Source organism: Paraflavitalea speifideaquila (assembly GCF_032395985.1).
Lineage (GTDB): Bacteria > Bacteroidota > Bacteroidia > Chitinophagales > Chitinophagaceae > Paraflavitalea > Paraflavitalea speifideaquila.
Map to the genome: position 1 here is coordinate 1090333 of NZ_CP135920.1, position 11774 is coordinate 1102106.

Genomic DNA, 11774 nt, shown 5'->3' on the forward strand with positions numbered 1-11774 from the left:
ATTTCCATAAACCTGGTGGCCATTCACAAAAAGTATTGGTTACTGTAGCCGGGAAAGTAACGCCTTCCAGGGGCTCCAGCCGCATTTATACAATAGATTGGCGGGGGTAACGGTAGAAGGTTGTTGCAGGTCTACAATCACCAGGTCGGCCCGGTAGCCTACCCGTATATAACCACGGTCAGCAATCTGAAAACAGGTAGCCACGGCATGGCTCATTTTCTCTACTACTTTTTCGATAGAGATAGCGCCTTGTTGCACGTAATGCAACATCATAAGCAGGGAGTGCTGTACCAATGGCAGGCCAGCATGTGATTTTTCATAACCATGGCCGGCCAGGGGTTGTAAACTACCATCAGGTAGGCGCTCTAACCATTTTTCTTCCAGCGTATGCGGGGCATGATCGGTGGCAATAACGTCCAACCGGTCGTCCAGCAGGGCTTCCCATAAGGCTTTGCGGTTATGGGGAGCTTTGATAGCCGGGTTGCATTTAATGCGATTGCCCAGGGTAGCATAATCATCACTGGTAAAATGAAGGTGATGTACGCATACTTCGGTGGTGATACGCTTCTGGTCGAGGGGTATCATATTGGTGAAAAGCTGTAACTCCTTTTCGGTGCTGATATGAAGTATGTGCAGGCGGCTATTGTGTTTTTGGCAAACTGGATAGCTGTTAAGGACGATTCAAAGCAGGCATTCTCATCACGGATCAGTGGATGATCAGCAGGCTCCAGCGTGCTTTTTTCTTTTGATGCGTTCCAGGTTGGCCTTGATGATCTTCTCATCTTCACAATGGGTAGCGATCAACACTTCACTACCGCCGAAGATCTTATCCAACGTCAGGTAATTGTCAACCAGCAGGCCACCTGTAGAGGAGCCCATGAAAATCTTTACACCACAGATATCCTTTTTACGGTCGTTTGTTCTAAGCACCTCTTCCGTATTGTCATTGCTGGTGCCCATAAAAACGAATAGTTGGCCAGGGAGGTGTTGGCACCAATGTTGTACTTATCCTCCAGCAATTGCTGGGTAAATACCGGGGGCATGGTATTGGGCATTTCCATAAAGCTGGTAATGCCGCCGGCTACTGCGGCTTTGGATTCGGTATAGATCCTGGCTTTATGGGTAAGGCCTGGTTCCCGGAAATGCACCTGGTCGTCGATAACGCCAGGTAATAAATGTTTTCCTTCGCCGTTTATTTCTGTAACAGCGAAGCCGGGCTGAATAGAGCTGCCAATCTTTTCAATTCGTCCGTCCTTAATCAATACATCATTGACTACCGACTTGCCCTCGTTGACTACTGTAATATTCTTAATCAGGTAATTTTGCATATCTTGAATTCTGAATAGTATGTTTTTTGCTAACTTATAGTTCCGTGAAATTCTCTTGATAACACGGCTCCGGGGCATGCGCCCCTAAACGCACCTATTTTAAACAATCGAACATGCAATTTATCGCAAAATCCATTCTCCGGCTATCCGTTTTATTGTTTCCTGCTATTTCATTGGCACAGTCTGGTTACCTGCCACAGGGAAATAAGCACCAGGCTATATTGGACAGGCTGGAAATCAAGCTGCAGAATAATACGGACCTCAATGTTTCGACCCTTAAACCATTGAGCCGGCGGTTGGCAGTAAGAGCGGGCGAATATGCCGATTCCCTGCAAAAAGCAGGGGGTACCCTGTTATCGGCTGTGGACCAGTACAAACTAAGAAGCCTGTTCATGAATAATTCAGAATGGGTGCAAGGCGATACAACGGGTTTTGCCAGTAAGCGACCTATCTGGAATACCTTTTATAAAACGAAGGCCAATTTTCTGGAAGTAAATGAAAAGGATTTTTTCCTGGCGGTGAACCCGGTCATACAGCAACAACAATCCATAGAAAGTGATAATACGGACCAACGGATATTTTTAAACGCCAAGGGGATTGCAATACGGGGTATGATAGCCAAACGACTGGGCTTTTCGGCTTATTTTACCGACAACCAGGAAAGAGGGCCTTTGTTTGTACAACAGCGTATCAAGGCCATGGATGCAGTACCGGGCGTGGGCTTTTACAAAGATTTTAAAACCACGGCCACTGATTATATTGATGCCCGGGGCTCTATCAACTTCACGGCGGCTAAATACCTTGATTTCCAGTTTGGCTATGATAAGAACTTTATAGGCAATGGTTACCGCAGCTTATTCCTTAGTGATTTTGGCAATAGTTACCTGTTCCTGAAGATCAATACCCGCATCTGGAAGTTGGATTATATGAACCTGTTTATGGAATTGGTGCCGCAGACGGTTGATATCAGTGCCGGCAATAAATTGTTGGACCGGAAGTATACAGCGATTCACCACCTGAGTATGCAAATGACCAGGTGGCTTAATATTGGGGTATTTGAAGCCGTTACTTTTGGGCGTAAAAATCATTTTGATCTGCTGTACCTGAACCCCATTATTTTCCTGCGGGCTTCTGAACAGCAGGCCGGCAGCGCCGATAATGCCATCATTGGACTTGATGTAAAAGCCAATGTAGCCAAGCGATTCCAGTTTTACGGACAGTTGATGTTGGATGAATTTAAGCTGAAAGAGATCAAGGGTGGTAAAGGATGGTGGGCTAATAAGTTTGGCATACAAGCCGGCGCCAAATATATTGATGCCTTTAGTATAAGGAACCTGGACTTGCAGGGTGAGGTGAACCTGGTACGCCCATTCAGCTATTCCCACTTCGATTCACTGGCCAATTATACCCATTATAATCAACCCCTGGCGCATCCCCTGGGAGCTAATTTTATAGAGGCCATTGGTATTATCCGCTACCAGCCGCATCCCAAATGGACTACCTCGGCCCGCCTGATACTTTGGCAGCAGGGTACCGATACGGCCAATAGCAATGTAGGCAGCAATATTTTTGTGACGAATAATACCAGGGCAAGCGATTATGGTTACAAATTGCCCAATGGTCCTAAATCTACCGGCATTAATGCCCAGTTGCTGGCCTCTTATGAGCTAAAAGAAAACCTGCACCTGGATGCCTCCATCCTGATACGACGCCTGACCTCGGATGTGGTAGCCGATCGCAATACCTCTTTATTTACCCTGGGCGTTCGTATGAATATGTTCCGCCGGGAGTATGATTATTAATGCAGGTTGGGGAATCGTGCATCCCTATAATACAAAAGCAGGGGCACTCCTGACACCCTGCTTGTTGTAATAGATATTTCCCCGACGCGGGGTCTAAGGGTAATACCCGTAGGAAACCACCATATAGGACTGACTAAATCCCGAATAGCTAAAATACAGCAAGGGGCCACACGGCCCCTTGCTGTATGTGAGGAACAGTATATTGTATGTGAATGTAAGAAATGAGCGGGTGAAGGTGAATTACCTGAAGTCGAAATTTTTAGAAACGCTTCTTTGTAGTTGCGGCCAATAGGCAACCCGGCTTTATTGATCTGCACCTCCTGGTCATTGAAAGACTGAATGGCATTGATATTAACGGCGTAAGACCGGTGTATGCGCACAAGGGGTTTGTAATTGATCTTTTCCAATAGCTGGCTCAATGACAAACGAAGCACCAGCTTTCTATCGAGGGTAATAACATGCACATAATTGTTGTCGGCCTCCATGTACAGTAGGTCGGCCAGTTTGATCTTTACAAATACATAATTGTTCTTGACAAAGATGTAGTCATTCATTTGCAGTACCGTCTCTTTATCGGCCGTGTCGGGTATGGGGCGATCAGTATTTTTCCCAGGGAATAACCTTACCGGCTGTTTCCTGCTGCCGGGCTATGGCAAAATTATTGATGGCCAGTTCTATGGCTATCCGTACGTTGATAACACTGTAAGGTTTGGTAAGAAGGCAGCTGCCTGAATATGTTTTACCCGGCTTATGGTAGCGGGATCGGTGAAAGCCGTGAGAAAAATAACAGGTACCGTTCTTTGTTGAAGCAATTCAATGGCTGTATCAATGCCATCCTTATCTCCTATGATGTTTACATCCATCAATAGTATATCTACTTTGTGGGCGGTGAACAATTCCCGGGCTTCTATCGCATTGTCGGCAATGCCGGCAATATGGTAGCCGTCATTTTCCAATCCTGCTGCCAGGTCCAAGGCTACAATCGATTCATCTTCTACTATTAGTATGTTTATTTTTTCAGACAACATGAATTTGTTTTTCAGGTTCATCTTCCGGGTTAAACCACCTGCCTGGGTATGGTAATGGTAAACTCGGTACCTCTATTGACCACCAGGCTTTGTTTGGCCCGCATTTGTTTGCATAAGGCGCCGATCAGTTGCTTGCCAAAGGAATTGCTCTTTTGCTTCCAATGTTCCTCATTGATGCCTATACCATTGTCCCTGATCACAAAGGTGAGGTAGTGGATGTCTTCTGTTAAACTGATCAACAGCGAAGGGTATTGTATATCCTGGTAGGCGTATTTGAGGGAGTTGGTGATCATTTCATTAATGATCAAACCAATGGGCAGTGCCTTGTCGATATCCATCATTTCATGGTCCATCTTTATTTGCAGGTCAAAATGGTCACGGTCAAAACCATAGGAGGCAAGCAATGATTCGGCCAGGTCCGTCAGGTATTCTTTCATATTCACGGCCGTGAGCTCTTCTTTTTATAGAGGCGCTGGTGGATAAAGCTCATGGCTTGTACCCGCTGCTGGCTTTCCCGTAATACCGATACGGCTCCCGCATCCTGTATCTTATAGGTTTGCAGGCTTAGTAAACTGCTTACGATTTGCAGGTTGTTCTTTACCCGGTGGTGCAATTCCTTCATCATCATTTCCAGGTGGTTCGACTGGATAGCGATCTGCTGCCGTTGATTTTTTACCCGGCGGTAGAGCCATATCATGCAGGCTGCCAGCCCGGCAAAGAGCAGGATACCAGTTGCCAGCCAGGCGATCCGGCGGTTCTTTATACTGCCTTCGGTTTGTAGCTTTTGTATTTGTGATTCTTTCTTGACCGTTTCGTATTTCGTTTGTAGCGCTACTACTTCATTGGTCTTGGCCACATTGTTGAGTGAGTCGTCCAGTTTATCCGCCCGTACATAATACAAAAGGGCCGAATCAGCCTTGCCGCCAGCTTTGAATGATTCATACAATTGCCGGTAGGCATTGACCAGCCGTTCCGGGCGTTTTAGTTCCAATGCAGTGGCTTCCATTTTCCGGGCATATAGCAGGGCTTGGGTATTGTTGTGCAGTTTTACGTAGGCATTGGAAATATTGCCGTAATTAAAGGATAAGCTGGATAAATTATGACGGCTTTTATTGAACTCAACTGCCTTGAACAGGTATTCCAATGCCTGGGTATAATTCTTCTTATATTCCAGGTATACCTGACTCATATTGTTGTACAACTTGCCGGCATATTCGCCTCCCTTGCCCGATTGATGGATCAATTGCAGCGCCTGGTCATAAGCTTGCCTGGCAGTATCATAGTAATGGTCCTGGCCTTTTATTTTGCCTTTATCGCGGTAAACAACCCCCAGCATATTAAAGGTATTGACCATGCCGGCGGTATCGGCTACGGACCGGTATAGTTGATACGACTGCAGGCTATAGGCAATTCCTTTGTCCAGGTATTCTTCGGTGAGGTTATGGCCCGACATATCCTTGTATACCTGGGCCACCTGAAGATGGGCTCCTGCCTGGGGCTGGTAGCTTTTAATTGCTCATACAAGTTGATGGCTTGTTGAAACTCTTCCAGGGCAGCCGTATAATTCCCTTTATTGCGACTGGCTATTGCCAGTTGTATAGTAGCATCCGCTATACCCTGGTCATAGTGCAACTGCTTTGCCAGTGCTTTGGCCCGCCCGGCAATACCGGCCGTACTGTCCAAATTGGTCTGAATGTAATGAGCTGCCAGTTTATTCAGCAGGTTCACCCTGGCCGTATCGGCCTGGTGGGTTAATAATACTTTTTGAATACTGTCTTTCCAGGCAACAGGTTCCTGCGCTATCGTTGACAGGCAGACAAAAACAAGCATCAAAGCAGCGATGCTTGTAACATATCGTGTTTTTTTAGGCAGGGATGGTGGGTTTCCTGCCACGAAGCTAATAGAGAAATCCCCTATTACATAATCGCTTTAGTAAGCGGTATATTAGCTTTTTTTCACTTGCCTGCTGCCGTCTTTTTCAGGTTCTTGGGCTTGTATACATATTGTAAGATACCTGCTTCCAGCATGGCCGGAACAACCAACTCGCCATTGGGTGTAAGCGCAAAATCGGCCGGGCCTGCTATCAACTCCTGATTGATGGTGGTTACATTTTTGGTTGCAGGGTCTACAGCCAATACCAATCCTTTCTTCTCAAAAGCTACCCAGTCTGATACCACCACTATTGAATCGCCGGCAAGGGCTATGCCATCATAACTTCCCGGGCGGTCAATGAGGCGGGTAAAATGGGGGAAGTAGCGGTTAGATCAATAAAGCCCAATTCACCTGCAGGCGTATCCCCAAAAATAAAACTACAGGCATACAGTTTATTTTGACGGGCACTGTATACCAGCCCATTAGGTCCTTTAAGCGGGTTGGTAAGTACCAGTTCCTCAATGGTGGGTTTGGCAGATAAGTGAATGATGAAGATCTTATCGATGTCCATGGCCGATACAAACAAGGTTTGTTTGTCTTTTACTGCCACATCGTTGAGGAATACACTGCCTGTACTCCTGCAATCAATATCATATACCTTTTTCCTGTGCCAAGGTCAAAGCCCAATACATGGTCTATATCGCTTAAGAATAGTATGTCATTGTTGATAACAGCTCCTTTAGGGGCATTCAGGCCCTTCACAAAAGCACTGTCGCCGTAGGGCCGGCCTGCTTTGTCCATTTTCCAGATTGTACCATCGCCATCTTTATCACCGGCTTTCAGTTCCTTACCAATATCTGCTATATAGTAATAGCGGCCATCAGTAGCTACACTTTCTGGTGTTTGTACAAAGTGGCCCGTATTGATCTTGCGTTGAGCCTGTAAGGGAGTAAGTGCGAAACAGAAGACAATTAATAAGCAAAGGAATAAGAATGGGCGCATAAATGTTTTTTACAAAACTATTCAGTAAGTGCCCGGGGAGGTAGCAAAATCAGTTCAAAAATTAGCAGTTTTAGCCCTGGTAGCTTCTTTTGGGGTATTGCCAAACCGGGCCTTGTAACATTTAATGAAGTAGGACACATTCTCAAAACCGCACTCATCCGCTACCTCATTCACGTTTTTGGAGGTTGTTTCCAATAACCGGTTGGCGTGCAGCAGGCGCTCGTTATTGATCCATTCTTTGGGAGCCGTATTGAATAACCGCGCAAATTCGCGTTTAAACGACGATAAGCTCAATCCGCACAATTTGGCATAATCCTGCAGGGCAAAGGGTTTTAGCAGGTTGGCCTTGATGGTTATTTCCATGGCATCATCACTTTTATCAAACAATTGCTGCAGAAAATGGAGGAAGAGCAGTTTGTATTCACCTGCCAGCAATAGCAGAAATAGTTCTTCCAGTTTTAACTGCAATAGTTTCGTTGTATTTTCATGCGGGTGCTGTATATAATGCAGGATGTTATCACGAACACTGGTTATTTCTTTTGAGCAGGATACCAGCATACGGGCATGTTCAGTGGAAGAAGTGATGGCCTGGAGGTCCGTATGTTCCGCTACAAACTGTTTCAGGAAATCGTCGTCCATACAAAGCATCAGGGCCGCAAATCCATCTTTTTCGGCCAGGAAAGTGGACATAAAATAAGCGCCCCGTTTTAGCAGTATAAGCTCATTGACTTTGGCATCAATGGCCTGATCGCCCAGGTGTATTTTCTTGGTGCCGCGAATGATGAATATGAGTGTATGTTCGGTTAAGAAGCCTTCGGTTTTAGGTACCATTTGGCTGATCTTATAGAAGGCGAGTACCGACTTACCGGCATGATAGGTCACTACATTGGAAGGCGCATTGTTAAACTCGCGGGGAAATCTTGGATACACAGTAAAAAGTATTGAGGCCCAAAGGTAATAAAGGCCACGCTTGTAGCAGGTTATAAAAAACCTCCCGTTCTCGCGGGAGGTGCACTAATCAAAATGCATTAACCATTAAACCTTATCCTATGATGATATAAAGATATATAAAATATTAGCCATTTCAATGGCTTGTGCATAATATGTGCTTATTTAAGTATTTGTGTGGATAGTGAATTTTTAGCGATTATAGATATCCCAGAGGGGTCAGCTTTCACTTGCGACGAAAACGAAAGCTGTCACTTCTTGTCATTTTTAATGGGTGTTGATAGATCACTACTTACACCTTTCGGTCCAACCACTGGCCAGCAATCGCAATTCATGTTGACTGGTTTTAGTTGCGCAGCACTTTTAAGCTCCTTTATGACCTTGCGTAATTCAATACCTGTTTGTGTGGCTGCTACCTGTAATTGAATGTCGGGGATGCCCATTTTTTGATCTCCAGTTGAAATATTTCCTGTGTAACAGCCGATAAGGTTAACGTAAGCTCCTGTTTGGTGGAAGTAGTGAAGGAGGTGCTGGCAAACAATATTTGTTCGCTTTCCTCGCCTACTGCAAATATCCAGGCTTTGGTATTTTGCGGCAAGTTGATCTTTCCATCATCTGTAAGAAAGCCATAGGTGTCTGCTGTGTCTTGTAATTCCCCGGCTTGTGTAAGCACTTTCATATCAGGTATGGCAAGGTAAAGTTCAAAGTTTTTACGGTACATGCCCTGCATCCTAACGATGAGGGTACTTTCTTTCAAGCCGGGCAAGTTCTTTAATAAAATATCAACGTTATACCAGCCGAATGCTTCAATGGTAAATTGGTAATACAGTGATTTGCCGGGTATAATTTCAACCAGGTTTTCAGGTATCTCAACTGGTACAGTTGGTAAAGTGGTATTGTTAGTAATAAGTGGTAAGCTGCCTCGAAAGTCGTTCACCATTTTTGTACTGTCCTGCTCCAGTTGTTGTTTCAATACAATCAGATTTCCTGCCACTTCATGGTAAACCTTACAACTATCCAGGCGCCGCATGATCCCATTATCGGGAACGGGTAAATGCAAGCGGTCCGATTCATTTTCAATATATCCATAGAGGTTGTCAAGCTCATTTCGGGTGAGGTTGGGAAAACATTCATAGGGATCTTATTCCATTGGTGGTACAATTCCTGGTAATAACAGTCATCGATAAGGATCCGTGCGTTATTCCTGGTAAAGTCGTAGGGGTGGGCAATACCTCCCTCTCCCGTATAAGGACCAAGCCGTTTCATTATATGCGCCAGTGCAGGTGCCGCGAGGTCTTTATCAATCCTGTGGCAGGAAGCGCAAAGATCATTAAATAGTTGCTTGCCCTGCCCCAATTGCGCTTGTAAGGGATTTGCTGGCAGGGGTTCCGGATCGGTCCAGTTGATCGTACTGTCCTTATTCATCGTTCCCTTAAACAACTGCATACCAGGTTCTATAAAAGGAGTGGGGATGGATATGGCAATGGCCTTTGTTATTTTGACCTTGTTTTCGCTCACGGCATTGATGTAGATCATACCGCCACTGCTTAAAGGTTGCCCATTACTTTGTGTAGCAAGTCCTGCAGTAATGATATCCTGCATCGTGTAGGCTTCTTTTATTTCCAGTTGTACAATATTGCCTCCTGCTGCTTCCAGGGTTCCTGCAGGCAGTTTAATAACAGCTCCCTTAGGAGTTAGAAGGAACGTGTCTTTGGAAATATCAATGGTGAACAATTGGGAAGTTAACCGGGAAGTGCTAAGAAAAGAATTTAAAACCGGGGCCGGGAGCTGGCAGCCAAAGATAATAATAGCAAGTAAGCTCCCTACGATAAGGACCTTTTTCATAAAGCGGGGTTTTGTATGTAAGATAATATAGCAATCAGGATTGCTATAGTGATATACCCACTTTATTACTGTCGCTACAAGACCTGCTTATCACAAAGCAATCAGGTCGTCGCTTTATGCCATAACGGACAGTGATACCTTTTTGTTTATCCCTCGAAAATTAAAGAGAATAAAACCATTCTTGAGTTGAGCTTGTCGATGGTATTGGAGAATTTCAGGTTCACATCGCGTGAATGAGTGTTCATGAGGCCATTGCTGAATTTGATTTCCGGCGAAAGAATAAATACGGGGAAGTAGAAACTAAACCCAATGCCGGCTTCTATCCCAAAGTCGTACTTGGATAGTTTTACCAATCCTTCGGCCCGGCGGGCGGTGGAATTGGAGGCCAGGTCATATTCAAATTTGGCGCCGCCAAACATGTATACCGGAAATTGCCGATTCTATCGGACCTGAATTTAAGGTGGATGGGAAATCCCACCAGGATCGATTCTACCCGTTTGCTCATCACCTTTTGCTCTTCTTTAGCAGCATCGGGTGTTTTTAGCGTATAGGTCAGGTTTTTATAAGAGAACAATAACTGGGGAAAATGGCCCTTATTTCAAAACGGGGCGACAGGCGATAAGTATGCATGCCGGCCAGTCCAAAGCCCCCTTGACCTTGTGATTCAATAGACTGTATACTATCCTGTTGAAGGAAGCTGGGGTGATGGGCAATACTAAAACGTGAGGTATTATAGATCAGGGCGATGCCTAAAAAGTACTTCTTATCATCGTGATTGGGAAGATTCAATTCCACTTCCTGCGCCCAGCTGCGTGAGCAGGCTGCCAATAAAGTAAACACATAAGCCAATCGTATCAACTGGCGCTTTTTCTGCCGCAATAAATAGTACATATTCCTAAGCTCAGCCTTTTTAGTGAGGTATCCGAAAACCCAACTTGTTGTAAAATGTGTAGAAATGTTTCGCCTTCAGGAAATGCTTTAACTGATTTATTTAAATATTGATACGCGTCTTTATTCTTGGACAGCCAGCGCCCCGCCTGGGGTGCTACGATATTCATGTACAGGTTGTAAAGCCCTTTAAACCAAATCTTTCGCGGCTTTGAAAACTCCAATATCACCAATTTCCCGCCTGGTTTCATCACCCGGAACATCTCTCCCAATCCTTTCTCCAGGTTTTGAAAATTCCTGACCCCAAAACCAGCGGTAATGGCATCAAACGAATTGTCCGGGAAATTTATTGCTTCACTATCGCCTTGTTGCAATTCTATATGATTATTTAACAACAGCTTGGCAATCTTCTGCCGGCCCAATTGGAGCATTCCTTCAGAAATATCTATGCCAATTATCTTCCTTGGTTGTAAGTATTTCCAGGTAGCGATGGCCAGATCGGCTGTGCCCGTAGCTACATCCAGCACCTCCTGGGGTTTCAAATCTACTAATTCTTTGATCGCCCGCTTACGCCAATATACATCAATACCGCCCGAAAGTACGCGGTTCATGAAATCGTACCGGAAAGCGATCTGGTCAAACATGCTGGCCACCTGCTCTTTCTTGCTTTGCTCCGACCCCTGGAAGGGCACTATGGTATCATGTGAATGATTGGACATGGAACGCAAAGTTAGGGTAAAGTTGCTGGTTTTCAGTTCCTGTGGGCGCCAACCCTTCCCGCCTTCTTGTTCGGAGTTACTTCACCCCATATTATGGATAGAATTTGGAATAAGTTATTATTAACCTGCCATTAAGTTGATAGTAAGCCGTAGATAAGCCGTATTTATATAAGGACGGCTTATCTACGGCTTATGTACAGCTTATATACGGCTTATATACAGGTTATCCCCTTATTTGGTAGCAGGATGGCCCCTACCTGGTGCGGCAGGTAAGGTGATAGCGGTTTTACCTGTCAGCCTGAGAACCCTTCCCCAATCTCACCCGCTTATCGGTATATTTAC

General features: G+C 45.1%; 19 protein-coding genes. 1 reads left to right on the plus strand and 18 read right to left on the minus strand.

Annotated elements, in window-relative coordinates; translation table 11 throughout:
* Positions 1 to 39 precede the first annotated feature (39 nt).
* The 3 genes from RS881_RS07705 to RS881_RS07715 form a co-directional block, all read right to left on the minus strand.
* The gene (locus RS881_RS07705) at positions 40 to 585 is read right to left on the minus strand and encodes an amidohydrolase family protein (protein WP_315820537.1); all 546 of its coding nucleotides are present in this window, start codon (positions 583 to 585) and stop codon (positions 40 to 42) included.
* A 132-nt stretch (positions 586 to 717) separates the two neighbouring features.
* On the minus strand, positions 718 to 879 hold the full coding sequence (locus RS881_RS07710) for a hypothetical protein (protein WP_315820538.1): 162 nt from the start codon (positions 877 to 879) through the stop codon (positions 718 to 720).
* A gap of 8 nt (positions 880 to 887) precedes the next feature.
* Positions 888 to 1328 carry an amidohydrolase family protein gene (locus RS881_RS07715; RefSeq protein ID WP_315820539.1) on the minus strand — a complete coding sequence of 147 codons (441 nt, stop codon included), beginning with the start codon at positions 1326 to 1328 and terminating at the stop codon, positions 888 to 890.
* 113 nt (positions 1329 to 1441) lie between these two features.
* Here RS881_RS07715 and RS881_RS07720 point away from each other — a divergent pair, with 113 nt between their 5' ends.
* A complete protein-coding gene (locus RS881_RS07720) occupies positions 1442 to 3130 on the plus strand; it encodes a hypothetical protein (RefSeq protein WP_315820540.1) in 1689 nt (562 codons plus the stop codon).
* Here RS881_RS07720 and RS881_RS07725 read toward each other — a convergent pair.
* From RS881_RS07725 to ubiE, 15 genes are all read right to left on the minus strand, one after another.
* Entirely contained in the window at positions 3127 to 3684 is a 558-nt protein-coding gene (locus RS881_RS07725) for a LytR/AlgR family response regulator transcription factor (protein ID WP_315820541.1), read from the minus strand. The two genes, RS881_RS07720 and RS881_RS07725, sit on opposite strands and share 4 nt — an antisense overlap.
* A gap of 126 nt (positions 3685 to 3810) precedes the next feature.
* Positions 3811 to 4179, minus strand: a complete 369-nt coding sequence (locus tag RS881_RS07730) for a response regulator (protein ID WP_315820542.1) — start codon at positions 4177 to 4179, stop codon at positions 3811 to 3813.
* Between the two features lie 8 nt (positions 4180 to 4187).
* Complete coding sequence (locus RS881_RS07735; protein WP_315824393.1) at positions 4188 to 4595, minus strand: sensor histidine kinase; 408 nt, start codon at positions 4593 to 4595, stop codon at positions 4188 to 4190.
* Between the two features lie 2 nt (positions 4596 to 4597).
* Entirely contained in the window at positions 4598 to 5611 is a 1014-nt protein-coding gene (locus RS881_RS07740; RefSeq protein WP_315820543.1) for a histidine kinase dimerization/phosphoacceptor domain -containing protein, read from the minus strand.
* Positions 5527 to 5988 (minus strand): hypothetical protein, encoded by a 462-nt coding sequence (locus RS881_RS07745; RefSeq protein WP_315820544.1) that lies wholly within the window; start codon positions 5986 to 5988, stop codon positions 5527 to 5529. The genes RS881_RS07740 and RS881_RS07745 overlap by 85 nt, the downstream gene beginning before the upstream one ends.
* Before the next feature lie 125 nt (positions 5989 to 6113).
* Positions 6114 to 6338: a hypothetical protein gene (locus RS881_RS07750; RefSeq protein ID WP_315820545.1), complete on the minus strand. Its 225-nt coding sequence runs from the start codon at positions 6336 to 6338 to the stop codon at positions 6114 to 6116.
* 20 nt (positions 6339 to 6358) lie between these two features.
* On the minus strand, positions 6359 to 6640 hold the full coding sequence (locus RS881_RS07755) for a hypothetical protein (protein ID WP_315820546.1): 282 nt from the start codon (positions 6638 to 6640) through the stop codon (positions 6359 to 6361).
* Positions 6631 to 7032 (minus strand): hypothetical protein, encoded by a 402-nt coding sequence (locus RS881_RS07760; protein ID WP_315820547.1) that lies wholly within the window; start codon positions 7030 to 7032, stop codon positions 6631 to 6633. Before RS881_RS07760 ends, RS881_RS07755 begins: the two co-directional genes overlap by 10 nt.
* A 54-nt stretch (positions 7033 to 7086) precedes the next feature.
* Positions 7087 to 7962, minus strand: coding sequence for a helix-turn-helix transcriptional regulator (locus tag RS881_RS07765; RefSeq protein WP_315820548.1), 876 nt, complete (start codon positions 7960 to 7962; stop codon positions 7087 to 7089).
* Positions 7963 to 8231: 269 nt separating this feature from the next.
* Positions 8232 to 8423, minus strand: a complete 192-nt coding sequence (locus RS881_RS07770; RefSeq protein ID WP_315820549.1) for a hypothetical protein — start codon at positions 8421 to 8423, stop codon at positions 8232 to 8234.
* A complete protein-coding gene (locus RS881_RS07775; protein ID WP_315820550.1) occupies positions 8393 to 8953 on the minus strand; it encodes a hypothetical protein in 561 nt (186 codons plus the stop codon). Before RS881_RS07775 ends, RS881_RS07770 begins: the two co-directional genes overlap by 31 nt.
* A gap of 5 nt (positions 8954 to 8958) precedes the next feature.
* Positions 8959 to 9825, minus strand: coding sequence for a cytochrome c (locus tag RS881_RS07780; protein ID WP_315820551.1), 867 nt, complete (start codon positions 9823 to 9825; stop codon positions 8959 to 8961).
* A gap of 146 nt (positions 9826 to 9971) precedes the next feature.
* Complete coding sequence (locus tag RS881_RS07785) at positions 9972 to 10244, minus strand: hypothetical protein (RefSeq protein WP_315820552.1); 273 nt, start codon at positions 10242 to 10244, stop codon at positions 9972 to 9974.
* Between the two features lie 133 nt (positions 10245 to 10377).
* On the minus strand, positions 10378 to 10716 hold the full coding sequence (locus tag RS881_RS07790) for a hypothetical protein (RefSeq protein WP_315820553.1): 339 nt from the start codon (positions 10714 to 10716) through the stop codon (positions 10378 to 10380).
* Entirely contained in the window at positions 10680 to 11432 is a 753-nt protein-coding gene (gene ubiE / locus RS881_RS07795; RefSeq protein ID WP_315820554.1) for a bifunctional demethylmenaquinone methyltransferase/2-methoxy-6-polyprenyl-1,4-benzoquinol methylase UbiE, read from the minus strand. The genes RS881_RS07790 and ubiE overlap by 37 nt, the downstream gene beginning before the upstream one ends.
* Positions 11433 to 11774 lie beyond the last annotated feature (342 nt).

Bases quoted from the DNA above. Each gene is read 5' to 3' on its own strand.
- RS881_RS07735 (WP_315824393.1), bottom strand. From the start codon at position 4,595: ATGAAAGAATACCTGACGGACCTGGCCGAATCATTGCTTGCCTCCTAT.
- RS881_RS07730 (WP_315820542.1), bottom strand. From the start codon at position 4,179: ATGAACCTGAAAAACAAATTCATGTTGTCTGAAAAAATAAACATACTA.
- RS881_RS07780 (WP_315820551.1), bottom strand. From the start codon at position 9,825: ATGAAAAAGGTCCTTATCGTAGGGAGCTTACTTGCTATTATTATCTTT.
- RS881_RS07710 (WP_315820538.1), bottom strand. From the start codon at position 879: ATGGGCTCCTCTACAGGTGGCCTGCTGGTTGACAATTACCTGACGTTG.
- RS881_RS07790 (WP_315820553.1), bottom strand. From the start codon at position 10,716: ATGTACTATTTATTGCGGCAGAAAAAGCGCCAGTTGATACGATTGGCT.
- RS881_RS07715 (WP_315820539.1), bottom strand. From the start codon at position 1,328: ATGCAAAATTACCTGATTAAGAATATTACAGTAGTCAACGAGGGCAAG.
- RS881_RS07740 (WP_315820543.1), bottom strand. From the start codon at position 5,611: ATGTCGGGCCATAACCTCACCGAAGAATACCTGGACAAAGGAATTGCC.
- RS881_RS07720 (WP_315820540.1), top strand. From the start codon at position 1,442: ATGCAATTTATCGCAAAATCCATTCTCCGGCTATCCGTTTTATTGTTT.
- RS881_RS07770 (WP_315820549.1), bottom strand. From the start codon at position 8,423: ATGGGCATCCCCGACATTCAATTACAGGTAGCAGCCACACAAACAGGT.
- ubiE (WP_315820554.1), bottom strand. From the start codon at position 11,432: ATGTCCAATCATTCACATGATACCATAGTGCCCTTCCAGGGGTCGGAG.
- RS881_RS07725 (WP_315820541.1), bottom strand. From the start codon at position 3,684: ATGAATGACTACATCTTTGTCAAGAACAATTATGTATTTGTAAAGATC.
- RS881_RS07760 (WP_315820547.1), bottom strand. From the start codon at position 7,032: ATGCGCCCATTCTTATTCCTTTGCTTATTAATTGTCTTCTGTTTCGCA.
- RS881_RS07745 (WP_315820544.1), bottom strand. From the start codon at position 5,988: ATGCTTGTTTTTGTCTGCCTGTCAACGATAGCGCAGGAACCTGTTGCC.
- RS881_RS07705 (WP_315820537.1), bottom strand. From the start codon at position 585: ATGATACCCCTCGACCAGAAGCGTATCACCACCGAAGTATGCGTACAT.
- RS881_RS07785 (WP_315820552.1), bottom strand. From the start codon at position 10,244: ATGTTTGGCGGCGCCAAATTTGAATATGACCTGGCCTCCAATTCCACC.